At 35.6% G+C, this 26,825-nt stretch carries 23 protein-coding genes and 4 pseudogenes; 12 read left to right on the top strand and 15 right to left on the bottom strand.

Features of this window, described 5'->3' with window-relative positions; genetic code table 11:
* The first annotated feature begins 139 nt into the window (after positions 1 to 139).
* From QWZ06_RS00445 to QWZ06_RS00470, 6 genes are all read left to right on the top strand, one after another.
* Positions 140 to 685 (top strand): nucleotidyltransferase domain-containing protein, encoded by a 546-nt coding sequence (locus QWZ06_RS00445; protein ID WP_290295192.1) that lies wholly within the window; start codon positions 140 to 142, stop codon positions 683 to 685.
* Between the two features lie 2 nt (positions 686 to 687).
* Positions 688 to 1,386: a peptide chain release factor H gene (gene prfH / locus QWZ06_RS00450; RefSeq protein WP_290295193.1), complete on the top strand. Its 699-nt coding sequence runs from the start codon at positions 688 to 690 to the stop codon at positions 1,384 to 1,386.
* Positions 1,373 to 1,897 (top strand): tetratricopeptide repeat protein, encoded by a 525-nt coding sequence (locus QWZ06_RS00455; protein ID WP_290295194.1) that lies wholly within the window; start codon positions 1,373 to 1,375, stop codon positions 1,895 to 1,897. The genes prfH and QWZ06_RS00455 overlap by 14 nt, the downstream gene beginning before the upstream one ends.
* 266 nt (positions 1,898 to 2,163) lie before the next feature.
* Positions 2,164 to 4,719 (top strand): T9SS-dependent M36 family metallopeptidase, encoded by a 2,556-nt coding sequence (locus QWZ06_RS00460; protein WP_290295195.1) that lies wholly within the window; start codon positions 2,164 to 2,166, stop codon positions 4,717 to 4,719.
* 304 nt (positions 4,720 to 5,023) lie between these two features.
* Positions 5,024 to 6,391 carry a M36 family metallopeptidase gene (locus tag QWZ06_RS00465; RefSeq protein WP_290295196.1) on the top strand — a complete coding sequence of 456 codons (1,368 nt, stop codon included), beginning with the start codon at positions 5,024 to 5,026 and terminating at the stop codon, positions 6,389 to 6,391.
* Positions 6,388 to 7,560 carry a M36 family metallopeptidase gene (locus QWZ06_RS00470; RefSeq protein WP_290295197.1) on the top strand — a complete coding sequence of 391 codons (1,173 nt, stop codon included), beginning with the start codon at positions 6,388 to 6,390 and terminating at the stop codon, positions 7,558 to 7,560. Before QWZ06_RS00465 ends, QWZ06_RS00470 begins: the two co-directional genes overlap by 4 nt.
* Before the next feature lie 45 nt (positions 7,561 to 7,605).
* On the opposite strand, the gene QWZ06_RS00475 is transcribed toward QWZ06_RS00470, so the two are convergent.
* Entirely contained in the window at positions 7,606 to 7,893 is a 288-nt protein-coding gene (locus QWZ06_RS00475; protein WP_106918105.1) for a c-type cytochrome, read from the bottom strand.
* Between the two features lie 24 nt (positions 7,894 to 7,917).
* Entirely contained in the window at positions 7,918 to 8,211 is a 294-nt protein-coding gene (locus QWZ06_RS00480; RefSeq protein ID WP_290295198.1) for a cytochrome c family protein, read from the bottom strand.
* A 197-nt stretch (positions 8,212 to 8,408) separates the two neighbouring features.
* Here QWZ06_RS00480 and meaB point away from each other — a divergent pair, with 197 nt between their 5' ends.
* On the top strand, positions 8,409 to 9,401 hold the full coding sequence (gene meaB, locus QWZ06_RS00485) for a methylmalonyl Co-A mutase-associated GTPase MeaB (protein ID WP_290295199.1): 993 nt from the start codon (positions 8,409 to 8,411) through the stop codon (positions 9,399 to 9,401).
* On the opposite strand, the gene QWZ06_RS00490 is transcribed toward meaB, so the two are convergent.
* Positions 9,398 to 9,946, bottom strand: a complete 549-nt coding sequence (locus QWZ06_RS00490) for a DUF4251 domain-containing protein (RefSeq protein ID WP_290295200.1) — start codon at positions 9,944 to 9,946, stop codon at positions 9,398 to 9,400. The genes meaB and QWZ06_RS00490 overlap by 4 nt on opposite strands.
* Before the next feature lie 105 nt (positions 9,947 to 10,051).
* Here QWZ06_RS00490 and QWZ06_RS00495 point away from each other — a divergent pair.
* From QWZ06_RS00495 to QWZ06_RS00510, 4 genes and pseudogenes are all read left to right on the top strand, one after another.
* A pseudogene (locus QWZ06_RS00495) lies at positions 10,052 to 10,857 on the top strand (M48 family metallopeptidase).
* Positions 10,858 to 11,194: 337 nt separating this feature from the next.
* Positions 11,195 to 11,764: a GNAT family N-acetyltransferase gene (locus QWZ06_RS00500; protein WP_290295201.1), complete on the top strand. Its 570-nt coding sequence runs from the start codon at positions 11,195 to 11,197 to the stop codon at positions 11,762 to 11,764.
* Complete coding sequence (locus QWZ06_RS00505) at positions 11,757 to 12,653, top strand: helix-turn-helix transcriptional regulator (protein ID WP_290295202.1); 897 nt, start codon at positions 11,757 to 11,759, stop codon at positions 12,651 to 12,653. Before QWZ06_RS00500 ends, QWZ06_RS00505 begins: the two co-directional genes overlap by 8 nt.
* A 1,242-nt stretch (positions 12,654 to 13,895) precedes the next feature.
* Complete coding sequence (locus QWZ06_RS00510; RefSeq protein ID WP_290295203.1) at positions 13,896 to 14,213, top strand: hypothetical protein; 318 nt, start codon at positions 13,896 to 13,898, stop codon at positions 14,211 to 14,213.
* 37 nt (positions 14,214 to 14,250) lie between these two features.
* Here QWZ06_RS00510 and QWZ06_RS00515 read toward each other — a convergent pair.
* The 12 genes and pseudogenes from QWZ06_RS00515 to QWZ06_RS00575 all read right to left on the bottom strand — a co-directional run bounded on the left by QWZ06_RS00515 (position 14,251) and on the right by QWZ06_RS00575 (position 25,206).
* Positions 14,251 to 14,861, bottom strand: a pseudogene (locus QWZ06_RS00515) (outer membrane beta-barrel protein).
* Positions 14,845 to 15,654 carry an ABC transporter ATP-binding protein gene (locus QWZ06_RS00525; RefSeq protein WP_290301278.1) on the bottom strand — a complete coding sequence of 270 codons (810 nt, stop codon included), beginning with the start codon at positions 15,652 to 15,654 and terminating at the stop codon, positions 14,845 to 14,847. Before QWZ06_RS00525 ends, QWZ06_RS00515 begins: the two are co-directional and overlap by 17 nt.
* On the bottom strand, positions 15,654 to 16,406 hold the full coding sequence (locus QWZ06_RS00530; RefSeq protein ID WP_290295206.1) for an MlaE family ABC transporter permease: 753 nt from the start codon (positions 16,404 to 16,406) through the stop codon (positions 15,654 to 15,656). The genes QWZ06_RS00525 and QWZ06_RS00530 overlap by 1 nt, the downstream gene beginning before the upstream one ends.
* A 95-nt stretch (positions 16,407 to 16,501) precedes the next feature.
* Entirely contained in the window at positions 16,502 to 17,872 is a 1,371-nt protein-coding gene (locus tag QWZ06_RS00535; RefSeq protein WP_290295207.1) for an exopolysaccharide biosynthesis polyprenyl glycosylphosphotransferase, read from the bottom strand.
* 43 nt (positions 17,873 to 17,915) lie between these two features.
* Positions 17,916 to 18,544: pseudogene (locus QWZ06_RS00540) on the bottom strand (7-carboxy-7-deazaguanine synthase QueE).
* 7 nt (positions 18,545 to 18,551) lie between these two features.
* Positions 18,552 to 19,435 (bottom strand): annotated as a pseudogene (locus QWZ06_RS00545) (bifunctional 5,10-methylenetetrahydrofolate dehydrogenase/5,10-methenyltetrahydrofolate cyclohydrolase).
* Between the two features lie 26 nt (positions 19,436 to 19,461).
* Positions 19,462 to 20,286 (bottom strand): class I SAM-dependent methyltransferase, encoded by an 825-nt coding sequence (locus tag QWZ06_RS00550; protein WP_290295208.1) that lies wholly within the window; start codon positions 20,284 to 20,286, stop codon positions 19,462 to 19,464.
* A 3-nt stretch (positions 20,287 to 20,289) separates the two neighbouring features.
* Positions 20,290 to 21,930: a glucose-6-phosphate isomerase gene (gene pgi / locus QWZ06_RS00555; protein WP_290295209.1), complete on the bottom strand. Its 1,641-nt coding sequence runs from the start codon at positions 21,928 to 21,930 to the stop codon at positions 20,290 to 20,292.
* A 205-nt stretch (positions 21,931 to 22,135) separates the two neighbouring features.
* Positions 22,136 to 22,741 (bottom strand): hypothetical protein, encoded by a 606-nt coding sequence (locus QWZ06_RS00560; RefSeq protein WP_290295210.1) that lies wholly within the window; start codon positions 22,739 to 22,741, stop codon positions 22,136 to 22,138.
* The gene (locus QWZ06_RS00565) at positions 22,731 to 23,240 is read right to left on the bottom strand and encodes an RNA polymerase sigma factor (RefSeq protein WP_290295211.1); all 510 of its coding nucleotides are present in this window, start codon (positions 23,238 to 23,240) and stop codon (positions 22,731 to 22,733) included. Before QWZ06_RS00565 ends, QWZ06_RS00560 begins: the two co-directional genes overlap by 11 nt.
* 23 nt (positions 23,241 to 23,263) lie before the next feature.
* Positions 23,264 to 24,142 carry a TraB/GumN family protein gene (locus QWZ06_RS00570; RefSeq protein ID WP_290295212.1) on the bottom strand — a complete coding sequence of 293 codons (879 nt, stop codon included), beginning with the start codon at positions 24,140 to 24,142 and terminating at the stop codon, positions 23,264 to 23,266.
* A 143-nt stretch (positions 24,143 to 24,285) separates the two neighbouring features.
* A complete protein-coding gene (locus QWZ06_RS00575) occupies positions 24,286 to 25,206 on the bottom strand; it encodes a DUF4349 domain-containing protein (RefSeq protein ID WP_290295213.1) in 921 nt (306 codons plus the stop codon).
* A gap of 209 nt (positions 25,207 to 25,415) precedes the next feature.
* On the opposite strand from QWZ06_RS00575, the gene QWZ06_RS00580 reads away from it, so the two are divergent.
* Positions 25,416 to 26,783 carry an acyl-CoA dehydrogenase family protein gene (locus QWZ06_RS00580; RefSeq protein ID WP_290295214.1) on the top strand — a complete coding sequence of 456 codons (1,368 nt, stop codon included), beginning with the start codon at positions 25,416 to 25,418 and terminating at the stop codon, positions 26,781 to 26,783.
* Positions 26,784 to 26,825: the final 42 nt, after the last annotated feature.

A 26,825-nucleotide genomic window follows, 5' to 3' on the forward strand; every position in this document is an offset into this window, starting at 1 on the left:
GAAAAGCGGATGATAACTCCACCAAACCTTATAGGTTTTTAAAGCCTATAAGGTTTAATAAAACAGAGCTTACAGTAACTCATCAACAAAATCAGGTAGCTAATTAATAATCACAAAATCTTAACTAAAGAACAAAAAAATGGGAGCACCTCATAACATAAAAAGATATGGAGAACTCTGGCCTGAATTCAGAATCAGGTTAGGACTCGAAGTTTTAGAAAAATTAAAGAATAAAATTATAATATCCGGTGGATGGGCATGGCATTTCATGTCAGAAACAGGACATACTGAATATAAACATTCTCATGATCATAAAGATATTGATGTGTTTGTAAAGAAAGAAAATGTAGCAGAAGTTGTGATGCTCCTGCAGCAGGAAGGTTTTCAAAAAGTCTGGACACGATATGATCATTTACCCAGCCAGGAAAACTTTAGACGATATGAAAAAACAGTAGAACTAGAAAACGAAAAACTTCACAGAATTACCATTGATTTCTTTGAAAGAAATGATCTTGATACTGTAGACGTAAATGGATTTACAATAGTGAAGCCCGATGTTTTATTATCATTCTACAGAAATATTCATTCCAGTGATAAATGCTGGGCAGTAATGGCTGCAAAAGAATTATTAGAAAAGGGGATAGACCCTGTTGGACATCCTTTATTAAGCAAAATGCCAAAATAACAATGGAAAAATTAATACAAATCACTTCCGGAAGAGGGCCTTTGGAATGCCAGTGGGTAGTTGCCAAGGTATTGAAAACTTTTTTGGAAGAAGCAACACAAAATAAAATAGAATATGAGCTCATCCACCGTGAAAATGGAGATGAAAATTTGACCTTAAAATCCGTTACCCTCCTTTTAAAAGGAAAAGAAATAGCAGAATTTTTGAAAAGCTGGGTGGGAAGTATTTGCTGGACAGGAAAGAGTACTTTCAGAAAACTGCATAAAAGGAGCAATTGGTTTATAGGTGTTTTTGAATTGGAAAATCTGGAAAAATCTGACTTCAATGAAAAAGATATCAGATTTCAGACAACCAGAAGTCAGGGAAGCGGTGGGCAAAATGTGAATAAAGTGAATACTGCAGTTCGTGCTACCCATATTCCTAGTGGAGAGTCCGTATTTGTACAGGACTCCCGTTCCCAGCTGGAGAATAAAAAGTTGTCTATTGTCAGACTAAAAGAGAAAGTATTGTCAGTATATCTCCAGCAGCTTGAAAAGAACATGAAAGAAACCTGGAGCTCTCATCTTCAGGTACAGCGGGGAAGCCCGGTTCGTTCATTTTCCGGAACTGATTTTAAAAAGAATTATGAAAACAAGTCATTCAAAAAACAGCGGAATGCCTTGAAAAATGAACTAAAAAACTACAGAAATGACCTTAACTAAAAGTAAATATTATTTTGAGGCTCTGGACAATTATCCATATAGTCTTCCTAATTGCCTGGAAGCATTGAATTATGCCTTGTCTTACGATCCAGAAGATGCAGACAGCCTTTGTCTGATGGGAAGGATCTATAATGAGATTCTTACAGATTATGAACAGGCCAAACTCTATTTTGAGGAAGCAATGCAATATAATATGGGCAGCTTGAGTGTTCCACAGTATTATATTAAATGCCTGCTGGATAATGAAGACTTGGATGAAGCAGAAAAGCTGATTGAATACGCAATGAAGATAAAAGGAATTGATAAATGCAGAATTCTTATTCAGCAGTCGTTGCTTTTCGAAATCAGATTGGACTATAAAAAAGCAATCGAACCATTGAAAAAAGCCAGAAGCTTTGCCTACGATCAGTGTATGATTGATTTTTTGAAAAACAGAGAAAAATTTGTCAAAGCAAAAATGCCTAAAAAGCCAAAGAAAAAAGTAATTAAAAAGAAGAAGGAGACTCAATAAGTCTCCTTTTTTATTGGAAAAGTGATGATATTTTTCGTCAAATATTATTAAATCAAATAGATGTTTAATGGTCTCATTTTTAACTTGTTATTGTGCTTTTGTTTGGGGGGGAGTGAAATTTATAAAATAAAATGACAATTAAAGATGTAAGAAGATAACCTTAAAATGAGGAATGATAGCAAAATGAAGAATTGTTTTGATTTTCTTTATTTTTTTGTGGGTTTTGTTGTTGATGATGTATAAGTTGCATAGCTTAAATGTAAAATATGAATAGAAAATTATTTTTAATACCAGTTTTGACAGCGGTGTTTTTTGCCTTTGGTAAAATCAATGCTCAAAATTCTACAAAACTTATCCAGGAGTATTATCAGAAAAGCGGAAAGCTGACACAGAAGAATAATGCTGGTGATAAGGTTGGGGTAATGATTCTGAACGAAGATTTTTCAAAAAGCTTAGGAGTCAATATTGTCAACGTACAACAGACTTATGATGGTCTTAGAATGTATAATGCATTGGGAAAGGTCATTATTAAGGGAGATCAGATCATTTCTGAAAACAATGATTTCAGTAGAAATGTGGTGGTTGCCAATCAAAAAAAAATACAGGAAAGATTTTCTGAGGATTTTCTGAAACAAAAATTAGGACTTACCGGAATTTCTGAAGTAAATTATCTTCCAGATGTTTACTTTGATAAAAATGGAGTTCATGTTGTTTCAAAAGAATTATTTGTTACGGATAAAAGCTCTTCAGAAGTATGGCATATTATTGCAGATGCCAGTACCGGAGAAATTCTAAGCAAAGATAATACAACATTGAGCTGTAATTTTGAAAGCAATGAATATTCATATGCCTCAGATACTGAACAATATGGAAATAACAATGTACAGTTCCAGGATGCAGATTTACTGCCCCCAACCAATGCTTCCTATAATATTTTTCCACTTCCTGTAGAAGCCCCTACTTTTGGAGGTCGTACGATTGTTAATAATCCATGGGACTTAACCGCATCACCTGAAGGTTGGCATTCAGACGGAACTAATAACTATACTATTACAAGAGGAAATAATGTGCATGCCTATTCAGATCAGGATAATGCCGATATTCCTGGATATTCTCCTGATGGTGGAAATACATTGAATTTTAACTTTCCTTTCGCAGATGGAAGATATGATGATCCTTTTGCTTATAGAGACATAGCGATTACCAATCTGTTTTACCTGAATAATAAGATGCATGATATATTCTATAAATTTGGATTTACAGAATCTGCAAGAAATTTTCAAACCAACAATTTTGGCCTTGGAGGTCTTGGAGGTGATGCAGTAAGAGCTGAGGCTTTTGATGGTGGTGATTTAAACAACGCCAATTTCAATCCAGGATATGAAAGCACTATTTCAGGAACAACTTATGCTACGACACCAAGAATGCAGATGTACTTTTTTAACAGAGAGCAAACAAGTGCAGATCCTATTGTAAGATATCAATATAATGCTCCTGCTGCATTGGTTAACAGACCTAAAGTATTGACTGAAAGAGCTTCATTTGGGCCTATTTTTGGAGCGCCGGTAACAGGAGAGCTTACTATTTCTGTACCAGCAAATGCTTGTACCGCACCTGCAGCTGGAAGTCTTACGAATAAGATCGCCATTATGACCAGTACCGGTTGTGAATATGGGCTTAAAGTTTTGAATGCCCAAAATGCAGGAGCTATAGGAGTTATTGTTTACAGACCATCTTCTGATACTCCTATAAGTATGGGGCCAGGAACTGTTGGAACTCAGGTAACCATTCCTACTATCAATATGGGGAAAACAGAAGGGAAGTTTATGGTAGATCAGATCAATGCCGGAACTACAATAAATGCAACATTAAACTTCGATTATAGTGGATTCAGAAACTCTAGTTTTGATAACGGAATTATTGCCCACGAGTATGGACATGGTATTTCAAATCGATTGATAGGAAGAGGGTACAGCTGTCTTTCTGTAGCTATTTCAGCAGAGCAAATGGGTGAAGGCTGGTCTGATTATTTTGCACTCATGTTGACTACAAACCCTGGAGATACTTCTGCACTGGCAAGAGGAATGGGAACCTATATAACAAGAAATCCTACCACAGGAGTAGGAATGAGACCTGCTAAATATTCTCCTGATTTTGGAGTAAATAGTTATACCTATGGAAAAACAAATACTGTTAGTAATTCTCACTCCATAGGCTTTATTTGGGCTACTATGTTATGGGATCTTACCTGGAAGTATATTGAAAAATATGGATATAATAGTGATGTATTGGCAAGTACAACCTCGGGAAATGCAAAAGCGTTACAAATTGTAGTTGATGGATTAAAGCTTCAGTCTTGTAATCCTACATTTATAGACGGAAGAAATGCTATTCTTCAGGCAGATGCTGTTGGAAATGCGGGAGCGGATAAGTGTATGATATGGAAGGCTTTTGCAAGAAGAGGGCTGGGGGTAAATGCATCTGCAGGGGTTAATAATGTAGCGAATGATCAGGTAGAAGATTTTACCATACCACAGGAATGCAACGGAACATTAGCAAATCAGGAAATTAAAAAAGAAGATCAGAAATTTATTGTATTTCCTAATCCAACTTATGATGAATTCTTTGTAGGCAATATAGATCAATCATCAAAAGAAGTAAGAATTAGAATGTTTGATATGTCAGGGAAGCTCATACTCTCTGATTCAAGAGAAGCTGCCTCCAGAAAAGCAGTTTCTACAAAAGGATTTACCAAACGAGTTTATATGGTTCACATTCAGCAGGGAGATAAAATTCAGGTAGAAAAACTGATGGTAAGATAATTACTTGCTTACTTAATATAAAAAAGACTGTTTCATAACTTATGAAGCAGTCTTTTTTTGTGAAATTCTTTACAAATAATTTTTTTAAACTTAAATAATTTTCAATTTCTATTGTCTGAATATGATGTATTATATGTTAATGAATTAATTAAGTGAAATTAATAAATTAAAATTATTGAAATAGAGAATAAAATTAATTTAAAATAAATAAATTTAATCAAATTGACACATTTGTCTTGATTTTGTAATTAAAACAATGATTTTGTGTTAATAATATATAAATTGCATAGCTTAAATGTAAAATATGAATAGAAAACTATTTTTAGTACCGATTTCGGTAGCGGTTTTTTTTGCTTTTGGTAAAATCAATGCTCAAAATTCTACAAAACTTATTCAGGAGTATTATCAGAAAAGCGAAAAGCTGACACAGAAGAATAATGCAGGTGATAAGGTTGGGATAATGATTCTGAACGAAGACTCTTCAAAAAGCTTAGGAGCTAATATTGTTAACGTACAGCAAACCTATAATGGTCTTAGAGTCTACAATGCATTAGGAAAAGTTATTATTAAAGGAAATCAGATCATTTCTGAAAACAATGATTTCAGTAGAAATGTGGTGGTTGCCAATCAGAAGAAAATACAGGAAAGATTTTCCGAGGATTTACTGAAACAAAAATTAGGATTTACTGAAATTTCTGAAGTGAACTACCTTCCGGATGTGTACTTTGATAAAAATGGAGTTCATGTTCTTTCAAAAGAATTATTTGTTACTGATAAAAGTTCTTCAGAGGTATGGCATGTCATTGCAGATGCCAGTACCGGAGATATTCTAAGCAAGGATAACACAACATTGAGCTGTGATTTTGAAAACAATGGACATTCGCATGCCTCAGACAACAATGGGCAGTTCCAGGATGCAAATTTACTGCCTCCAACCAATGCTTCCTATAATATTTTTCCACTTCCGGTAGAAGCGCCTACTTTTGGAGGACGTACGATTGTTAATAGCCCGTGGGATTTAACGGCATCACCTGAAGGTTGGCATTCAGACGGAACCAATAGCTACACCATTACAAGAGGAAATAACGTATATGCTTATTCAGATCAGGATAATGCCAATGTTCCGGGATATTCTCCTGACGGAGGAAGTGCATTGAATTTTAACTTCCCTTTCGCAGATGGAAGATATGATGATCCTTTTGCTCATAGAGATGCAGCTGTCACCAATCTGTTTTACCTGAACAATAAAATGCATGATATATTCTATAAATTTGGATTTACAGAACCTGCAAGAAATTTTCAAACCAACAATTTTGGCCTTGGAGGCCTTGGGGGGGATGCCGTAAGAGCTGAAGCTTTTGATGGAAGTGGTTTAAATAACGCCAATTTCAGTTCAGGATACGAAACGGTGATCAATGATACGGTTTATCTTGCGGCACCAAGAATGCAGATGTACCTTTATGATAGAGCACAAACAAGTGCAGATCCTATTGTAAGATATCAATATAACGCTCCTGCTGCATTGGCTAACAGACCTAAGGTGTTGACTGGGGGAGCTTCATTTGGGCCTATTTTTGGAGGGCCAGTAACAGGAGAACTTGCTATTTCTGTACCAGCTGATGCTTGTACTGCACCTGCAGCTGGAAGTCTTACAAATAAATCGCCATTATGACCAGTACCGGTTGTGAATATGGGCTTAAAGTTTTGAATGCTCAAAATGCCGGAGCTATAGGAGTTATTGTTTACAGACCATCTTCTGATACTCCTGTAAGTATGGGGGCAGGAGCTGTGGGAACTCAGGTAACGATTCCTTCTATCAATATTGGAAAAACAGAAGGAATGTTTATGGTAGATCAGATCAACGCAGGAACTACAATAAATGCAACATTAAACTTCGATTACAGCGGATTCAAACACTCTAGTTTTGATAACGGAATTATTGCCCACGAATATGGACATGGTATCTCAAATCGTTTAACAGGACAAGGATACAGTTGCCTTTCTGTAGCTAACACTGCAGAACAGATGGGCGAAGGATGGTCTGATTACTTTGCACTCATGTTGACTACAAACCCTGGAGATACTTCTGCATTGGCAAGAGGAATGGGAACCTATACAAAAGGAGAACCCATCACAGGAGTAGGAATCAGACCCGCCAAATATTCTCCCGATTTTGGAGTAAATAGTTATACCTACGGAAAAACAAATGCGGTTACTGGTTCTCATTCCATAGGGTTTATTTGGGCTACGATGTTATGGGATCTTACCTGGAAGTATATTGAAAAATATGGATATAATAGCGATGTATTGGCAAGTACAACCTCAGGAAATGCAAAAGCGTTACAAATTGTTGTTGACGGATTAAAGCTTCAGCCTTGTAGTCCTACATTTGTAGACGGAAGAAATGCCATTCTTCAGGCAGATGCTTTAGGAAATGGTGGAGCAGATAAATGCATGATTTGGAAAGCCTTTGCTAAAAGAGGATTGGGAGTGAATGCTTCTGCTGGAGATAAAGTATTAGCTACTGATCAGGTAGAAGATTTTACAATACCACAGGAATGTAATGTTTCGTTAGCTACTCAGGATGTAAAAGCAGAAAACACTAAGTTTATTGTATTTCCTAATCCAACGTATGACGAATTCTTTGTTGGAAATATAGACAAATCTTCAAAAGAAGTGCGTATCAAAATGTTTGATATGTCTGGTAAACTGGTGTTTTCTGACTCAAGAGAAGCCACTTCCAGAAAAGCGGTTTCTACAAAAGGATTTACCAAAGGAGTTTATATGGTTCACATTCAGCAGGGAGAAAAATCACAAGTTGAAAAACTGATTGTAAGATAATTTATACTCTTAATTCAATAAAAAAATAAGCTTTCCATGGAAAGCTTATTTTTTATTTACAGAGATCAGATAATCATAAACCATTTGATGTTGATCATCATTAAGCTTGGCTTTTGGAGCCATTCTGCTTAAAGTATTGATCCAGCCCTGGTTGTCATGCTTGGTGGGTTCCGGCAATTTATGGCATTTTGCACAGGAATTTTCAAAAATGGTTTTTCCTTGAGCCAATTGTTCGGATGAGGTATACTTAGGGCCTGTTACAGCCGTACTTTTAGGGCCACAGGATACCAGGAATGCTGATGCTGCGATGCCACTTAAGATTAACTTTTTCATACCTTTATTATTTTGTTTGGTGAATCACTTTTTTACAGAAACAATGTAATCATAAACCCATTTATGCTGGTCATCCGTTAGCTTTGCCTTAGGAGCCATTGCATTCATAATCCCTACCCATTGTACAGAATTGTGTGACGTAGGATCAGGGAGCTTATGGCACTTCCCACAAGAGTTTTCAAAAATAGTTTTTCCCTGAGCAATCTCTTCAGCAGTAGATGTTGAAGTTCCGGCTGTAACAGCAGATGTTGAAGCTTTAGGAGTACAGGAAACTAAAAGGATAGAAGTGAATAATGCCACAGCAATGAATTTTTTCATGTTTCTTATTTTGATATATAACAAATGTAATAATTTCCAGAACCTCCTGATACAGTGTGTTGTAGTTTTAATTTAGAAGAAATAAAAAAATAAATTTTGCGAATAGTGTAATTCAAAATAGACCGCTCTCCATCTTTTATGTTCGCTTTCCCAATGAACTATTGACCATTCACTTTTTAATTGTTAATTTTGAATCAATGAAATTTTCTACAGAAGAACTTATTGAGGGAATACAGTCAGGAAACAAGCGTCTGATTGCAAAAGCGATTACTTTAGTTGAAAGTAAAAAAGCTGAGCATAGAGTACAGGCGGAAGACCTTCTGAAAAGAATTATGCCCTTTACTGGAAATTCAATAAGAGTAGGAGTAACCGGTGTACCCGGTGCCGGAAAATCCACATTTATTGAAAGTTTCGGGAGATTGGCCATTGCTCAAGGAAAAAAAGTGGCAGTACTTGCCATTGACCCAAGTTCTTCCATTAATAAAGGCAGCATTTTAGGCGATAAAACCCGTATGGAAGAGCTTGCCAAAGAAGAAAATGCATTTATACGTCCTTCCCCAAGCTCTGGTTTCTTAGGCGGGGTTGCCAATACCACCTTTGAAACCATGATGATCTGTGAAGCTGCAGGCTATGATTATATTTTAATAGAAACCGTCGGTGTAGGACAATCAGAAGTTTTGGTAGCTGATATTACCGATGTCTTCTTATTTCTTAAAATTATTGGCGGTGGAGATGAACTGCAGGGAATAAAACGAGGTATCATGGAAATGGTAGATGTTATTTTCATCAATAAAGTAGATCAGGATAATCTTCAAAAAGCAAAAAATACCAGACTAGAATTGAAAAGAGCCCTGGATTTTATTCCTCCCAAAGAAAAAGGCTGGAAAATTCCGGTATTACTAGGCTCTGCCTTACATAATGAAGGACTGCAAGATATTTATGATAAGATCTATGAGTTTATTGATCTGAAAAAGAAAGAGGGGCGTTTTGAGGAAATTCGTACCCAGCAGGCAGAAAAAAGATTCGAATATTGGGTTCAGGAATATATTCTATCCCTAATGAAAAAGAGCAATGATGTAGAAGAAGCCTATCAGATGCATAAAAAAAATGCTTCAGAAATGGTTTCGAATCCAAGTACTGAAGCAAAATTATTTGTTGAGAAATTTTTATTGGGTGAAAACAGAAATTAAAGTTTTTCTTTTTCCTGTTTTACTCTAATTTTAGAAATATATCCGTCATACGTAATAGGCTGTCGGTCATTACTTTTCATTGAAACAAAAGTTTTACCGTTTTTAAAGATTTCAAGATTGATTTCATCAACAGTACTTACATCCTTAGGTTTAATTTGTACAGTCCAGGTTCCTTTTTTATTCTGAGACTTATTGATTATAAAATCCTTTGACGTAAATCTATATCCATTCTTATCACTATTACCATAGCTCGGATTGAATACCCTTCCAAAATAAGGTAAGTAGACATCCACAATATTTTTGCTTATATCAATACTATAATCTCCGTTCAGGTCTAATATTCTTGAAGAAGTAGTATTTGGAAGTGAATTCATGACATTAATAACATCATAATTCGTTGGGTTGGCTCTTTGTGCAGTGAAAGTAAATTCCTGAGAATCCACTAATGCATTCACTATTGTTGGATCTGATGAACCCTGAGAAGCACAGCTTTGAAAACTGAACATACATCCTAAGATCATCAGAATAGAAATATACTTTTTCATATAGATATAATTATTACATTTAAACAGCAAAATGTATGCAAATATATTGCTTCTATAATATTTTGGAATAAAAATTGTTAAGGTTGAATTATTAACACTCAAACTATGAAAGTTACACATCTATTAGGAATGGGAGCGTTTGCTCTATTGGTTGCTGCCTGTACTACAAATCCAATTACAGGAAGATCATCTTTACAGCTGGCCAATAATTCAGAAATTTTAACAATGTCAGCACAGGAATACAAAACGACATTGTCTAAAGGTAAACTTATTACCGGGACTGCAGATGCAAAGAGAGTGGTAAATGTAGGAAACAGAATTAAAAGCGCAGCGGAAAGATATTATCAAAGTATAGGGAGATCTGCCGATCTTGCTAATTACAGTTGGGAGTTTGCCCTTCTGCAAAGCAATGAATTAAACGCATGGTGTATGCCTGGAGGTAAAGTAGCTGTTTATACAGGAATTTACCAATTACCAAGGATGATAATGGCCTTGCAGTAGTAATGGGACATGAAGTTTCCCATGCATTGGCAGGTCATGGAAATGAAAGAATTTCTCAGGCAATGATGGCTCAATATGGAGGAGCTATCCTTGGCGGTGCAATTTCCAATGCACAATGGGCAAGTGTTTTCCAAAAGGTATATCCAATTGGCTCACAGGTTGCCTTATTAAAGTATGGTAGAGGTCAGGAATCGGAAGCTGATGAAATGGGACTTTACCTGATGTCTATGGCAGGATATGATCCAAGAGCTGCTGTCCCTTTCTGGAATAGAATGGAGGGGGCTTCTTCAGGATCAAGACAACCGGAATTCTTATCTACTCACCCTAGTCCGGAAACCAGAATTTCAGATATTAATAAAGATTTACCAAAAGCTTTGGAATACTACAAAGCAGCAGGTGGAAAAATATAAGCTGTTAGCATATTGTAAAACCGGCGGACTGATTTAAGATCAGTCCGCCGGTTTCATTTTGGCACCCGGATTTCTCTGTTTTTTTGCGGGGTTTAGAATATTATCGAGGCTGATTTCAAAATAATTCCTACATTTGATACTATAGATCAAAATATAAATGAGTGATAGACCATAATACATTAAATACATCTCAGAATATTTCTGTGGAAATTGATCAATATTCTGTATTTAAGGAAGTTCTGTTTTGTATGGAAATGAGTTTTACCCTCCAATAATATGCTTGAACAATACTGATTATTCTATATTTTATTTTTAACCCATTTATTCTTTTTTTACCATGCGGCGGGCTACCTACAAAGACAGAGATAAAGCGATCAATATACTTTGCCGATCCTTTATAAATATTCTCATTCCTAATTCTATTAATTTTGTTGTTAAAAAAGATGGAAACAGAGAAAAAAGACTCATGGCTCTTATGAGTTATCAGTTTGATATCGCAATGATGTACGGCAATGTTTTTTTGAGTGATGATGAAAAAGCCTGTATTCTGTACTTAGACAAAATGAAGTTCAGTCTGAAAAGGATATTGCTGGAAATTAGATTGGTAATAAACTGTATAGGGATAGAAAATGTACCAAGGGTTCTGAAAAGAGAAAAATTACTAAAAGCTTATCACCCTGAACAGAAATTTATTCACTTGTGGCTGATGGGAGCTCTTCCGGAAGAACAAGGGAAAGGAATAGGGAGTAAGCTCCTGCAGGAATCTATGGCAACGTATTCAGGAGAACTGATCTATCTTGAAACCACTACTCCTGAAAATCTGAAATTTTATAAAAAAAATGGGTTCACTATTTTTCACGAAACCCATGAACTGGATTATCCTTTATACTTTTTGAAACATGTTTAATACAGAAATTTTTCCCAGTACATTTGCCTATATCCTGATCTTTATTGTTCTTATTGCTATTGCTTCTGTACAGCTATGGTATGGCAGAAAGAAAAAGGATAGTGGTTATTATATAAAATATTTGTTATTAATGGTTTCGGGCTTAGTTTATAATACCGTTGAGGGATTATTGCCGGACACCAACTTTAATATTAATATCATGGCTCAAAATATACTGGCATGGACAACGGGGGTGCTCATTGCCTTTCATTATCTGGGCTTTCTAAAAAATGAATATAATTTGGTTTTCCTCAAAAAAATATCTTTTGAATTCATTGGGATATCTATTTTATTCATGCTGATTATCTTGTTTATTTTGCCTTATATTATTACACAATCTTTAGAAACTTCAAGACGTATTTTTCTGAGCTTTTCTTTAGCCTTTCTTTTGCTATGCCTTATCATCGTATTTAAGCAACAGTTCAAAAAATTTGAAGAGCATACCAATATTTTATTTAAAATTCATGATGTGAACGGGTTTTTAGGATTTCTTGGGCTTATGTCTCTTCCGATGAGCATTCTTTTGTTTGGAGATGATCAGTTGATTGAGCAGACATGTTTTAGTTTTGGATTCTTTATTATATCATTTGATTTTTTTCTCTACCCAAAAAGGAAAGAGGAAATTAAAAAAAGTATTCCTTTTCATAAATTATCTGCAAGAGAAGCTGAGATTCTGAAGATATTGCTAAATGCTCCCAATTTAAAATATTCAGAGCTCAGTAACCAGTTAAATATTTCCGAAAAAGCACTTTCTTCCCATTTGTCAAGCATCTATAAAAAGACTGATTTTAAAAGCAAAAAGGAGATTGAGGAATTAAGTAAGTCTTTTCGAGATATTTTAAGCACTTAGAATTTCAAAATCATCTTTGTTTTTAAAGCCGTTTAGTGAAATAAGCGCTTATTTTCGTTTAAACTTCACAATTCATAATTTTACTTTCTATTTTACAAAATACTGAAAATCAGCAAATAATTTAGTGTAAGGGTTACCCTTATAAATTTAAGGGACAATTTAAGGGTCAATTTTAATGCATTTCATTTAAACGTATACAAAAATCCTTTAGTTTTGAAATATCATTGAAGATTGAACAGGTTCTTTTTCAAAATAAAGAAAAGGAGTAAGTATGCGGAATGGAAAAGAAAAGTATTTGTTAGCTTTTCTGGATGAAGAATGGGACGAGAGTGTTGGTATTCTTATACCGTCACTTTTCTATAAATGCAATGGTATTGTTATAATTTAATTCAATTTAATCCCTTATGATAAAGGCTTAGATCCTGGCCGTTTACCACCTGTGGTGGGAATATTTTCTGGAATAAAACAGATCATATGACCGACAACCATAAAAGACTGTATTGACAAAGAAGAAACAGCTTGTCTTAAAAAACTAATAACCAAGAAAACGAATAACTAACATTATATATGGGTTGTCACATTTGAGTGCCAATCACTATGGAGATCGGGTTTTTATCGAAGGGAGAAAATTGGATGAGTAGAAGAACCTCTTTCTGTTACACATCTGTTCATCTTTAAAGATGAGGGTTGGGATGACGAAGTAGGACTCTATGTACTATCTCTTATATACACAAACTAAGGAATAGTAATCACAAAAAGAGAATGGAAGGTAATGACACAAAAACAAGAAAAAAAGCGAAATAACAACTTTATTGGGTATAAAAGTTTAAAAACCCTTTTGAAGAACATTTTATAATTGACGGTGGGGGTCATCATACAATTCCATGAAATGTGTACAAATGAGCTACAATCAAATGTTTAATGAAAAACATGAGAACAATGAGGCCGTTCAAATAAGAACGGCCTTTTATCCATCTTGCTATGGTGGACAACTATTACGGAAAGATACTCCCTGCAATATTTGTGAGATGTGTCCTTTGTTATAAGAGAAGGAGCTTCGTTACTGAGAATCAGTGAGGCAGTCACAAAAAGGAGTTGGGAACATGACGAGTGAATGTTTTGAGTGCAAGCTTCTATTAAGGAAACATATATCCGGTTAAAATTTCAACCTTCGGTGAAGGCTTATTAAATTTTTAGTAAATTTGGTATAGTTTTATAACCTCATTACTTAAACACAATACTATGAAGAGTTTATCAATTACCGGACTTATCCTCTTAGCAGTTTCTGCTTTATTATTTTATCTTACCACTGATTTTGCGGTAGAACAGATCAAGATTTCTCATATTATGGGAATGATGGCTGGAGTAGGAATTGGGCTTATTATTGGCGGAATGGTAGGATATCTAAGTAAAGGAAGTGCTATGAAGGCGGAACAAAAGAAAAAAGAATTCAAGCAGCTTCAGAAGGAAAAAGAAGAATTGGAAAAGCAGGCAGCAGAAATTGCAAAACGCCAGGCAGAGCTTGAAAACCAAAATCAAAATAAAAATCCTCAAATATAAAATTTGAGGATTTAAAATTGTTATTTTCGATTGTTGATTAGAATTTATATCCTAAACCAACCATAAATAGGTTAGGTCTGTTATCATATCTAATCTCCGAACCGGAAACTCTGTTGATGAAGTTTCTCTCATCTTTACTGAAAGCTCCTTCGTATTTTGCATTTACAATAAGCTTTTTAATTTCAAGCTGTGCTCCGAATTGGTAGCCTACTGTAAAGTTATTTTTTGCATTCTCTTTAAAATCATTGTAGGTGTTGTCTTTGCTTAGATTAAAGCTTCCAACCGGACCTACAAAAACACCTAGCATATTACCTAAAATGTTATATCCTAAAAGAACAGGAACATCAATACGGTTGCTTTTAACATCAAAAGTAGTGTTCTCAGTTGTGAATTCATTCTTAAAGTGAGTATAATAAACCTCAGGCATTAAGAACAATGATGTAGGTAATGCTACTTTCAATGAAAGTCCCACATTGAACCCTACATTGTTTTTCCTGTTCCTTCGATGGCATCATTCACCGTTCCTTTGATATTGGACCATGAAGGTGAGCCTGTAGGAAATATTAAATTGGCTTTACCTGCCAGTGAGATCTGTGCAGAAGCCCACATTGAAAAACCTATTAACGCTATACTAAGTACCTTTTTCATTATCTTCTAATTTTGTATTCTCAATCGTTTTATTGTTCTCCAGTAAATATTCTCTCAGTTCTTTAAACAGTTCTGAAGAATAAACGAAGTCGATCAGGTTTTTATTGCCTGCTGTAATCAGGATGTCTTTATTACCTTCCCATTCCTTGATTCCCAGCCTTAGGTATACAATTTTCTCGCCAATTGTCATGACCGAGTTCATATCGTGGGTATTGATAATCGTTGTTGTATTATATTCCTTGGTAATTTCGTAAAGAAGATCATCAATTACCTTTGAAGTGTAGGGATCAAGCCCTGAGTTAGGCTCATCACAGAATAAATACTTAGGATTGTTCACAATCGCTCTTGCAATGGCAACCCTTTTCTGCATTCCTCCTGAAATTTCAGACGGATATTTTCTTTCCGCTTTATCAAGATGTACTCTTCCGATTACTTCGAAAACTCTTTTCTTTTTTTCTCTATAAGTAAGGTTAGTAAACATGTCCAAAGGAAACATAATATTTTCCTCTACCGTTAAAGAGTCAAATAAAGCACTTCCCTGAAATACTGTTCCAATTTCTGAACGAAGATGTTGCTTTTCGTCTCTTGTCATGGTATTAACATCCCGGCCGTCAAATAGAATCTCTCCGGAGGATGGCATATAGACATTCAATAAGCTTTTAAGAAAAACGGTTTTTCCTGAGCCACTCTGTCCAATAATAAGGTTTACTTTTCCTTTATCAAATGAAGTTGAAATTCCCTTAAGTACTTCAACATCACCAAAACTTTTCTTAAGATCTTTTACCTCAATCATCAGCTTAATATTAATTGGGTTAAAATTAATTCGGAAATGATAATGAATACCATTGTCCATACTACAGCTTGTGTACTTGCACGCCCCACTTCCAGAGATCCTCCTTTCACAAAGTATCCGAAATAAGAAGGAACTGTAGCAATGATGAATGCAAAAACTATGGTTTTGGTAAATGCATAATAGATGAACAAATTAGGCATATACATTTGGATCCCGATTATATAGTCGTTTTCTGTCCAGTTTCCTGTTAAAATCCCGGCAATATACCCACCACCAATACCAAATACAATACTGATGGCAATAAGAAGAGGATTAAAAATCATACAGGCAATGATCTTTGGAAATATCAGAAAGTTGGGTGAATTGACTCCCATAATATCCAAGGCATCAATCTGTTCGGAAACTCTCATTGTTCCAATACTGGAAGCAATATAGGATCCTACTTTTCCTGCTAAAATTAAACTGATGATGGTAGGAGCAAACTCCAAAACAAGTACTGCCTTTGTTGCATATCCTACAAATGAAGGTGGAATGGGAAATGAAGAAGCATCAAAGTTATTGAACATCTGAATAGCTACTACAGCCCCCACGAAGATTGATGTGAAGACTACAAGTCCGAAAGAATTTACTCCCAAATCATTAATTTCCCTCATGAGCAGTTTCCAAAAAACCCTCATTTTCTGGGGTTTCTGCAGGGATTTTCCTAGAAGGATAAAATATTCCCCTACTGCTGTGAAAAACTTTTTTAACATACTGCTAAATTAGACTTTTTTATTGAATTAGGCTAAGGTTGAAGTGAAGACTAATGTCTGGATAATGTTAAAATTATCCTACCCTTAGCATAGCTTTATTTTGCATTTTTATCTCCGCCTACAACCAGTAAAACGGTTTTTAATGTAATAACCAGATCCAGAACGAAACTCCAGTTTCTTACATAAAACGCATCGGCAAGAACTCTTTTTTTCATTTCTACTTCTACATCACCGGCATCACCACGCAATCCGCTTACCTGCGCAAGACCAGTAATGCCTGGATTTACCATACTTCTTAAACTATATCTTCCGATTTTTGGCTTATAATAATTATCTACAGCCAACATATGAGGACGTGGCCCCACTACAGACATTTCTCCTTTCAGTACATTGATAAACTGAGGAAGCTCGTCAAGACTGGTTTTTCTTAGAAATTTACCTACCCTTGTAATTCTTGTATCATTTTCCCGGGTTGTACTTGTTGTCGATTCATCATTCACTACCATTGTCCTGAATTTTATACAATTGAATACCTCTTCATGGAAACCATATCGTTTCTGAAAGAAAAAGACCGGACCTTTGGAGCTCATTCTAATTAAAATGGCAATAATTGGAAATAACCATGAACAGATGAAAACAAGTACAAATATGGAAAAGAATATATCAAATGATCTCTTCATCAGAAAATTGGAGTAATAATCTAATGGATATCTTGCTTGATTTAAAACGGGTTGAGTTTGGATATAAGCAAGATCATACAGGAAAAAATCATTCTGAGTAATACTCGGAATTAACGAAATATGAACTTTATGTTCTTCTGCCAGTTTGAAAATTTCAGATTCTACACTTTCGCTGTAGGAATTGTCGGTAGAGAAAAACAAGGTATGAATTCCATTTTTCTTCCAGAGATCAACCAGTTCAGTGGTTGTGATATCCGTATTTTCATGTTCAAATATTCTATATCCGTAATCTTTACGTTCCTTAAAAATATTTTTCAGGATTTCTGTAGAATCATCATTTCCTAAAAACATGATATTTCGGTAGTTCACCCCCAAAGAACGTAAGTACTTGATAGAGAAATAGATTAGTGATTTCGCAAAAAAGATAAATACAAACAGATAAAACGATAGCCAGTAAATATCTGAATTGAAAAATACATTTTTACTGACCTTCCCAAGAAGAAGCACACCCAGTATAAACGATATAAAATGAAGCAGAAGGCGCTCCAGAAATAAGGTATATGTAAGGTTTCTCGGTATATTGTAAATCTTTGTCCTACCGCTGAGCAGCACCCAGAACAAAAACAGCAAAATTAGAGAAAAGGCATTCTGATACCAGGTTTCCTTATGGTATTTCAGATCTTCGTTTCTGCTTATAAAAAAGAATATGAAGATAGATGCAATAACCATAAGGTCAAGCAAAATAATGATCGATTTCAGGTATCTAGAGTATCGAATTCTCTGCATCTATCGGTATTATAATAGGTACGGCCAGCTAATGTACGTATTTTTATGGTATATTCAGATACTTATGCGTCTGAACAGAAGCCTGCCATTCCGGATGTTCCAGAATAAAATCTGTAATTTTAGGATACATATCATTTCTTTTGCTCCATTCACTCTGAAGGTAAAGTTTACAATTTTCAGAGACTTTTGCAGCTTGCTCTTGTGCAAATTCAAAGTCATGATTGTTGAAAACGATAACTTTAAGCTCATGCGCCTTTTGATAGATCTCTTCTTTAGGCAATCCTGTTTTCTTTGGAGAAAGGGTAATCCAGTCCAAATGTCCGCTCATGGGATAAGCTCCGGAAGTTTCGATATGAATGGTACATCCAAGTTCTTTTAATTTGGATGTAAGAATTTCCAGATTCCAGGTTAACGGCTCTCCGCCTGTAAGAACGATGGTTTACAATGTTTAGCTGCTGTTTCAGCTATTTCTACGGCATCCATTAAAGGGTGAAGCTCAGGATCCCAGCTTTCTTTTACATCACACCAGTGGCAGCCTACATCGCAACCTCCCAATCTGATAAAATAAGCAGCCTTTCCTGTGTGCGCTCCTTCTCCCTGTAAAGTGTAAAAATGCTCCATTACAGGGAGCATTTTACCTTCTTTTAATAAAATATCTTGTTCTTTATTCATTTTAAAATTAGTCGTTATAGACCGAAGTTTTATAAGCAATGATGGTGTTTTTCATCAACATCGCTCTTGTCATTGGGCCTACTCCTCCAGGAACCGGAGTAATCCAGCTTGCTTTTGCTGCACAGCTGTCAAAATCCACATCACCAGCAAGGTAATATCCTTTTGGAGAATCATCGTCTACTCTTGTGATTCCAACGTCAACGATTACAGCACCCTCCTTAATCATTTCTCCTTTTAAGAAGTGTGGATCTCCCAAGGCTGTAATAACGATGTCTGCCTTTTTAGTATATTCTTCAATATCTTTTGTGTATGAGTGTGTAAGCGTAACTGTTGAGTTTCCAGGGAAATCTTTTCTTCCCATTAAGATACTCATTGGTCTTCCTACAATTTTACTTCTTCCAATGATGACACAGTCTTTCCCTTTAGTTTCGATATTGTATCTTTCCAATAATGTTAAGATTCCGAAAGGTGTTGCGGGTAAGAAGGTATCCATTTCAAGAGCCATTTTCCCAAAGTTTTCAGGGTGAAATCCATCCACATCTTTTCTTGGGTCAATAGCATTGATAATTTTCTCCTGATCTACTTGATCCGGTAATGGTAACTGAACGATAAACCCGTCCACAGCTTTAGATTTATTAAGCTCGTCAATGGTCTCCAATAATTCAGATTCCGAAACTGTGCTAGGGAATTTGATTAAGCTGGATTGGAATCCTACTTCTTCACAGTCTTTACTTTAGCATTTACATAAGCCTTACTTGCCCCGTTGTTTCCTACAAGAATTGCCACCAAATGAGGTGCTCTTCTTTTGCTTGCAAGGATTTTTTCCACTTCAACTTTGATCTCTGCTTTAATTTCCTTGGATACTTTAAGTCCGTCAAGAATTTCTGCCATTTTTACTTTTTTACTTTTATTTAGATTTAGATTTTTTCAAACACTACAATATCCTGAAATTCATCGGCGCCTTCCTTTTCTACATCATTTCTCCAGAATCCTCCCTGGATGTTGGTTACTTTCAGACCGGCATCATGAGCCATTTGATTTAACAATGGAATGCTTACGGCAATATTAGCAGCCGTTACTTTATCATCCATTAATCTGTAGCCTTCATACTGATGGGGGAAATGCATGCTGCCACTTTCTACTTTAGAATCATCATACAGAAAGAAAGTTGCCAGACATTGCCCGCCGCTCTTTAAAACCCTGCTGATTTCATTCAGGTATTGTCTGATCTCAGGGATTTGCATGTGGGTGAATACGGAAAACAGAAATGCTTTATCAAATTGTGATGCCTCATAAGGGAACGTAAAGTTCTCTGCCTTCTGACTGAACGTATTATACAGATCATTATAAATCGGTGTAAACTTAAAGTTGAAGTTCGGATATTTTCTATGGATGTGTTTATCGCACCATTTAATTCCTTTTTCTACAGCATCAAAACCATCATAGGTTCCTTTATCTATGAATCCTGACAAGGCAACAGCTGTTCTTCCGATTCCACATCCTATATCCAGAACATGATCGGTATTTCTAAGCGCAATATGCTTTTTCAGAGCATTCATCTGACGGATTCCATGTGGAATAAAGTCACTGCTTCCCACATAAATGTCTCCCTTTTTAGGCTCGTTTTTAGCCCTTTTTCCGGTAATACCTTCATAGAAATCTATTGGAAAATAATAAAGTTTTCTTCCTAAGAGTCTAAAGCCGGGAGGCAGCTTGTAATAATATGATCGTAATGCAGACATCTGCTATTTATTTCCTTTATAATAATTAATCAATCCGTTGGTAGAGCTATCGTGTGATGTTACAGCCTCGTTGCTTTCAAGTTCCGGCAAGATTTTGTTAGCAAGCACTTTACCTAATTCTACTCCGAACTGATCGAAGCTGAAAATATTCCAGATAACTCCCTGAACAAATATTTTGTGTTCATACATTGCAATTAACTGACCTAATGAAAAAGGAGTTAATTCTTTGAATAATATAGAGTTAGTGGGAGTGTTTCCATGGAAGACCTTATAGTTTAATAATCTATCGATTTCCTCATCCGATTTTCCTGCATTTTTAAGCTCTTCTTCAACTTCTTCTTCTGTTTTTCCGAAAGCAAGAGCTTCAGTTTGTGCAAAGAAGTTGGCTAATAATTTATCCTGATGGTCAGAAACTTTATTAGGGCTTTTGGCATATGCGATAAAATCCGCAGGAATCAACTCTGTACCCTGGTGAATCAGCTGATAAAATGCGTGCTGGCCATTGGTACCTGGTTCCCCCCAAATGATTGGGCCTGTTTCATATTCTACAAATTCGCCACTTCTGTCTACACACTTTCCATTGCTTTCCATATCTCCCTGCTGAAGATAAGCTGCAAATCTGTCCAGATACTGTGAATAAGGAAGGATTGCATAGCTTGTTGCTGCATAGAAGTTACGATACCAGATTCCTAAAAGTCCCATTAATACAGGAACGTTTTCAGAAAAATCTTCGGTCTGGAAGTGTTGGTCTGTATCGAAAGCTCCTTTTAAAAGCTGCTCAAAATTGTCATACCCTACAGACAATACAATGCTTAATCCAATAGCACTCCAAAGGGAATATCTTCCACCTACCCAATCCCAGAATTCGAAAATATTATCTTCTGCAATTCCGAATTGTTTAACAGCTTCAGTATTAGTGGATAAAGCAACAAAGTGTTTGGCTACATCTTCCTGTTGACCTGCTTTAAGGAACCAGTCTTTTGCTGAGTTCGCGTTCGTCATCGTTTCCTGAGTTGTAAACGTTTTGGAGGCAATGATGAATAGAGTTGTTTCAGGATTAAGGTTTTTAACAACCTCTGCAATATGATTTCCGTCCACATTGGAAACAAAGTGAACATTGAGTCTTGTTTTAAAATGCTTTAAAGCCGAACAAACCATTACAGGTCCCAGATCGGAACCTCCAATTCCAATGTTGACTACATCCGTAATTTCCTGTCCACTGAATCCTTTATGTTCTCCTGAAATGATCTTCTCAGAAAAAGCTTTCATATGATTCAGAACTCTTTTGATCTGTGGTTTGATATTTTCGCCATCTACAAGAATCTCACGGTCGGAAAAATCTCTTAAAGCAGTATGTAAAACAGCTCTTCCTTCAGTTTCATTGATTTTATCACCAGAGAACATTTTAGAAATAGCATCTTTCAGCTGACATTCTTCTGCCAGTTGTAATAAAAGTGCTTTTGTTTTAGAATCGATCAGGTTTTTAGAATAGTCAAAAAGGTAATTATCCTTTTGCAAAGAGAATTCTTCAAAACGGTTTGGGTTGTATTGAAAAAGGCTTCTTAGTTCAAGATCATTCGCTGCGAAATGTTCATCAAGGGCTTTCCAGCTGTTGGTTTGTATAGGATTTATTTTTGATAGCATGTTGTTGAGAATTTATAATTTACAGAATAATTTTTTGGATTAAAATCTTTAGGAATCCATAACGATTTATTTCTGATCTGCAAATTTAAGGAAAAATAAAACCTCAAATAAATTTGGAGATGATAAATAACGATTTTTTAAAAAACAAAACCCCAGAAGTGATCTGAGGTTTACTTTTTAGGAGATTAATGACTTTTTCTGAATGTTATTCTTCCATCTCATTCAAAATGTTTTCCAATTGCTTAGCGTGGCGGCCATAAAAGTATTTTGTCCATAAAATGATACCTGCCACTACACAAAGAGTTCCCAGGATAACGATTAAAATGATCGAAGCTTGGGTTGAATTGGAGATTTCAGATAATGTTTTTCCCTTTTTTACCAGTACGTTGTAGATTCCTAATCCTATAGTGAGTAGAAAATGAGGCAGGAGTAAGAAGCCAAATGACTGATATCTTTCCATATTAAGTTTAAGCTCATGGTAAATTTTCCAAAGACTGTTTTTCGTGTTTCCTGTGTAGAGTTCAGCCTGCTTGTAAAATTTAAAAAATCCATACAGATAGTAGCATGATATAATAACCATCATGGCGTAGGAAATATAATAAATAAGATACTGTGAAGATGGAAATTTAAACTGAAGAGGAAAAAATCCCATAAGAATAATGGCTAAAATTTGTGTCCAAAATTCTTTTTTCATGCTTTTTTGTATTTTTTCGATAGGGTGTTTGCTTTCCTTTAATTGTTCTATAGTGTCAGGAATATGGACGTTACTGTCCTCATTATTCCACTGTTCTTTTAGTTGATCAAAATTCATAACCTGATTTTTTTATGATTTGCTGTATTTTTTCTTTAGTTCTGTTGAGCTTTACACGGGCATTACCTTCGCTAAGCCCAAGATTATTCCCGATTTCTTTGTGTGACATTCCTTCCATGAAATAAAATATAACGGCTTTTTCCAGAGCGTTCAATTCCTGAACAGCAAGGTAAAAGACCTCCAATTGTTTATCCTTTGTTGGGCTGTAATCCTCCTGCTGTACTTCAAAATGATGGGAAGAATCGCTATGGTTTTGAGATCTTTGCTTTTCCTTTTTTAGATAAGTGATTGCTGTATTGATCGCTACGCGATACATCCAGGTAGAAAACTCACTATTTCCTTTGAAGTTCTGATAGGATTTCCAGAGCTGGATAAGGATTTCCTGCTGGAGGTCTTCCCGGTCTTCTATGGAATCCGCATAGATCCGGGAGGCTTTGTATAAGATACCTTTATGCTGATTAACGAGTTTCAGAAAGGCTGTTTCAGTCGAATTGCTCACAATGGTTTCACGGTTGATTATAGTTATTGTAACTGCATTACAGGTTTTACGGTGTATCCTTTTGATTGTAAAAGAGGAATGATGCCGTTTTCTCCCATTAAATGTGATCCTCCTACTGCAAAAAATGAACTTCCTGTTTTCATTATTTCCGGCATTGTCTGTACCCAATTTTTATTTCTATCGGTAAGCATTGCTTTTTCTTGTTGGGCATTCATGAATCTTTCATCTTTAAAAAGAGTATATAATGCCTGAGCGTCTTCATTTTTGAAAGCTTCTATCATCTTTTTGAACAATGCTTCATACTCTTTACCCAGTTTCAGCTGAGCAATAGTAGCTCTCAAATCATAAGCATCATTGATAGATTTCATTTGATCGCTTACTTTCTCCAGTCCTTTGATATTCTTTTTTTCTTTAACAGCATTTTGAAGCAATTCGATTTCATACATCTTCATTTCAGTTTGAGGACATGGAATGGCTTTCATACTGAGAAGAGCGTAAAGAGCCTGAGGACTGGAGTTATTTATTTTTTCCAGACTCGTTCCATAATCTGAAAGGATTTTATCCAATTCTTTGGCTTCATTGAGGGATAGCTGATCGGATATTTTCTTGTCATTCTGATGTATCTTTTGTAAAGCTGCCATTTCGTTGGGGTCAGTAAAATTGATCTCCATTACAAAATTTTCTGATTTATCAAGTGCTTTCAGTACCTTAGGTTTTATATCGAAATCTTTACTGCATAAGATATGAAAAGTTCCTGTAACATAAGATGGTTTTGATAGTCCGTTTCCTGTCACCTCCCAAAGCAGCCCGTTTTCATTTGTTGTGCTTTTGCTTTGTGCAGAAGCAGTCATAAAATTCATTGATAATAATGCTGCTAATCCAAGTTGTATTAAATTTTTCATGGTATTTATATTTTTGATTTTCTGTTCTTTTAAACAGTAGGTAAGAGACACATTACAATCGTTACAGTTTTTTTTCAAAAAAAATAAAAACCTCCTGAAAACAGGAGGCTGTAAAATCTAAAATTATGATGATAACCTTTAGGTTAGGAGTTTTGTTCTAAGTTGGTAGGCTGTTCAGTTTTTTTATTTTTTCTTTTTCTTAAAAAGTAAATCACTACTCCTGCGATGATTAATATAGGCCAGATATTGATGAGACCTACAATAATTCTTTGGATCAAATAGAAGCCATAAACAAAGCCGTCCTTTGCATCATAGATAAAGTTGTATCTGTATTTATTATCAACACTGCTTGTATTGGTCACGGCAATTTCTGCGATGCGTAATTTTGGTTCTTTGATATAGATGTCAACCGTGCTGTATTTCAGGTCGTCTGCCATGCTTAAGGTATTCAGTTTTTGAAGGTTTCCTTCAGACATATTATTATCATCCAGAGATACTTTGTCTTTATTGGTCTTTATTTTCTCAATATTTTCTGATGTTTTCTGATTTCTTTTTGCCTCCAGTTCTGAATATTTGATATTGGCGGTGACATCTTCTGCATTGATAGATCTTGAATTCAGAAATAGCTTGTTGGTATTGATAGAGGTTAGAAGTTCCCCAAGTTTTTCAGTAGGTACCCGAACCTGCATAGTGTTTTCACTCTTATACTTTTTGATGAGCATGGCTTCGGTGTCAGAAGTATTGTAAGTATTCTCATCAACAACATTACTCTGAAGATTGCTTTTGGTAACAAAGCCTCCAAGTTCCTGCACAGATTTTTCAATCGCAATAGTAGCATTATAGACATCCTTTACTTCCATATTGACATTCGCGGTTTTGATGAACTTTTTGTCCTTCACTTCCATACTGGCAACAGATGAAATACTGTCTGCTATCACTGCTGCAGAATCAGCTTCCCCACCATAGCTTTTATATTCACTGCTGGTCGCTTCTACTTTTTTACATGAATAAATTCCTAATAAAAGAACTGCTGATAATGATAATGTAATGTACTTCGTTTTCATAGCGTAAGATTTTTGAGGTTTTGCTTGAGTCAAAGTTCAGTCAGGATCTTTTGTAATGCTTGAAAATGAGAAGTAAAAAGTTTGTAAAGATGAAATTCTGTTTTAGTATATTGATTATTAGCATTTTGTAAAATCAATTGGTTGATATGGTATTGTTTTCGGAGTAATTTTTGCTTATCTTTTTACAAACCAAATCACAATACATCATTATGTCGAATACCTTTTCTAAAATCAGAAATGCAATAGGACTTTTCACATCCATAGATTTTGATCAGCTAAGTGCTATTTCCCAAAAAGTAGATCTTCCTAAACTGATGCATAATTTTTCCAAATTGGATGATAAACAGCTTTCCGGGCTTATGAAAATGCTTGATCCCGAAAAGAAAAAGAAAGAGCTTCCCCCCATTGATGGAGATTTTTACGATATCTATCATACTTTAACTCCAGAACAACGGGAAATACAGCTTAAGGTGAGAGCATTCATGGAAAAAGAGGTAAAGCCTTTGGTAAATCATTACTGGCTTCGAGATGAATTCCCTTTTGAGTTAATTCCAAAATTTCAAAAACTTGATATCTGTGGAGTAACCTATGAAGGATATGGTTGCCCCGGTATGCCTTTCCTGATGGAAGGAGTTATTGCTATGGAAATGGCAAGAATTGATGCTTCTATCGCTACCTTTTTTGGAGTTCAGTCTGGCTTGGCAATGGGTTCTATCTATATATGTGGCTCAGAAGAACAAAAGCAGAAATGGCTTCCACAAATGCAAAAATTTGAGAAAATAGGCGCTTTTGGATTGACAGAACCGGAGGTAGGCTCCGGAGCGGCGGGTGGGCTTACCGTTACTTGTAAGAAGACAGAGGAAGGCTGGATTTTAAATGGCCAGAAAAAATGGATAGGAAATGCCACTTTTGCAGATTTAATCATTATTTGGGCAAGAGATCTAGATAGTGGGGAAGTAAAAGGATTTATCGTTGAAAAAGATAATCCAGGATATTCTGTAGAGAAAATCAAAGGGAAAATGGCTCTGAGAATTGTCCAAAATGGATTGATTACCCTTAAAGATTGTCTGGTTACAGAAGAAAATCGTTTACAGAATGCCAATTCATTTAAAGATACGGGAAAAGTATTGAGAATGACAAGAGCAGGAGTAGCCTGGATGGCAACAGGGTGTGCAAGAGGAGCTTATGAAAGTGCGTTGGCTTATACCAGAACAAGAGAACAGTTTGGAAAACCTATTGCTTCCTTTCAGATGATTCAGGGACATCTGGTGGAGATGCTGTCTAATCTTACAGCCATGCAGACGATGGTTTTCAGATTATCTGAAATGCAGGATGAAGGGATATTAAAAGATGAACATGCTTCATTAGCTAAAGTTTTCTGTACTTTAAGAACCCGAGATATTGTTTCCAGAGCGAGAGAAGTAATGGGTGGAAACGGAATTCTGCTAGAGTATGATGTTGCTCGATTTGTAGCTGATGCTGAGGCAATTTACTCATACGAAGGAACAAAAGAAATCAACTCGCTCATCGTAGGACGATCGATTACAGGATTCAGTGCTTTATATAGTAACAAATAACAGGTGATATTACCTTATCACCTGTTACCCAAGAATTTTCAG

The sequence above is a fragment of the Chryseobacterium tructae genome (assembly GCF_030409875.1).
In the GTDB taxonomy this organism is placed as follows: Bacteria; Bacteroidota; Bacteroidia; order Flavobacteriales; family Weeksellaceae; genus Chryseobacterium; species Chryseobacterium tructae.

Coding starts and splice junctions, on each gene's coding strand:
- QWZ06_RS00445 (WP_290295192.1), top strand. CDS start 140: ATGGGAGCACCTCATAACATAAAAAGATATGGAGAACTCTGGCCTGAA.
- prfH (WP_290295193.1), top strand. CDS start 688: ATGGAAAAATTAATACAAATCACTTCCGGAAGAGGGCCTTTGGAATGC.
- QWZ06_RS00455 (WP_290295194.1), top strand. CDS start 1,373: ATGACCTTAACTAAAAGTAAATATTATTTTGAGGCTCTGGACAATTAT.
- QWZ06_RS00460 (WP_290295195.1), top strand. CDS start 2,164: ATGAATAGAAAATTATTTTTAATACCAGTTTTGACAGCGGTGTTTTTT.
- QWZ06_RS00465 (WP_290295196.1), top strand. CDS start 5,024: ATGAATAGAAAACTATTTTTAGTACCGATTTCGGTAGCGGTTTTTTTT.
- QWZ06_RS00470 (WP_290295197.1), top strand. CDS start 6,388: ATGACCAGTACCGGTTGTGAATATGGGCTTAAAGTTTTGAATGCTCAA.
- QWZ06_RS00475 (WP_106918105.1), bottom strand. CDS start 7,893: ATGAAAAAGTTAATCTTAAGTGGCATCGCAGCATCAGCATTCCTGGTA.
- QWZ06_RS00480 (WP_290295198.1), bottom strand. CDS start 8,211: ATGAAAAAATTCATTGCTGTGGCATTATTCACTTCTATCCTTTTAGTT.
- meaB (WP_290295199.1), top strand. CDS start 8,409: ATGAAATTTTCTACAGAAGAACTTATTGAGGGAATACAGTCAGGAAAC.
- QWZ06_RS00490 (WP_290295200.1), bottom strand. CDS start 9,946: ATGAAAAAGTATATTTCTATTCTGATGATCTTAGGATGTATGTTCAGT.
- QWZ06_RS00500 (WP_290295201.1), top strand. CDS start 11,195: ATGCGGCGGGCTACCTACAAAGACAGAGATAAAGCGATCAATATACTT.
- QWZ06_RS00505 (WP_290295202.1), top strand. CDS start 11,757: ATGTTTAATACAGAAATTTTTCCCAGTACATTTGCCTATATCCTGATC.
- QWZ06_RS00510 (WP_290295203.1), top strand. CDS start 13,896: ATGAAGAGTTTATCAATTACCGGACTTATCCTCTTAGCAGTTTCTGCT.
- QWZ06_RS00525 (WP_290301278.1), bottom strand. CDS start 15,654: ATGATTGAGGTAAAAGATCTTAAGAAAAGTTTTGGTGATGTTGAAGTA.
- QWZ06_RS00530 (WP_290295206.1), bottom strand. CDS start 16,406: ATGTTAAAAAAGTTTTTCACAGCAGTAGGGGAATATTTTATCCTTCTA.
- QWZ06_RS00535 (WP_290295207.1), bottom strand. CDS start 17,872: ATGCAGAGAATTCGATACTCTAGATACCTGAAATCGATCATTATTTTG.
- QWZ06_RS00550 (WP_290295208.1), bottom strand. CDS start 20,286: ATGTCTGCATTACGATCATATTATTACAAGCTGCCTCCCGGCTTTAGA.
- pgi (WP_290295209.1), bottom strand. CDS start 21,930: ATGCTATCAAAAATAAATCCTATACAAACCAACAGCTGGAAAGCCCTT.
- QWZ06_RS00560 (WP_290295210.1), bottom strand. CDS start 22,741: ATGAATTTTGATCAACTAAAAGAACAGTGGAATAATGAGGACAGTAAC.
- QWZ06_RS00570 (WP_290295212.1), bottom strand. CDS start 24,142: ATGAAAAATTTAATACAACTTGGATTAGCAGCATTATTATCAATGAAT.
- QWZ06_RS00575 (WP_290295213.1), bottom strand. CDS start 25,206: ATGAAAACGAAGTACATTACATTATCATTATCAGCAGTTCTTTTATTA.
- QWZ06_RS00580 (WP_290295214.1), top strand. CDS start 25,416: ATGTCGAATACCTTTTCTAAAATCAGAAATGCAATAGGACTTTTCACA.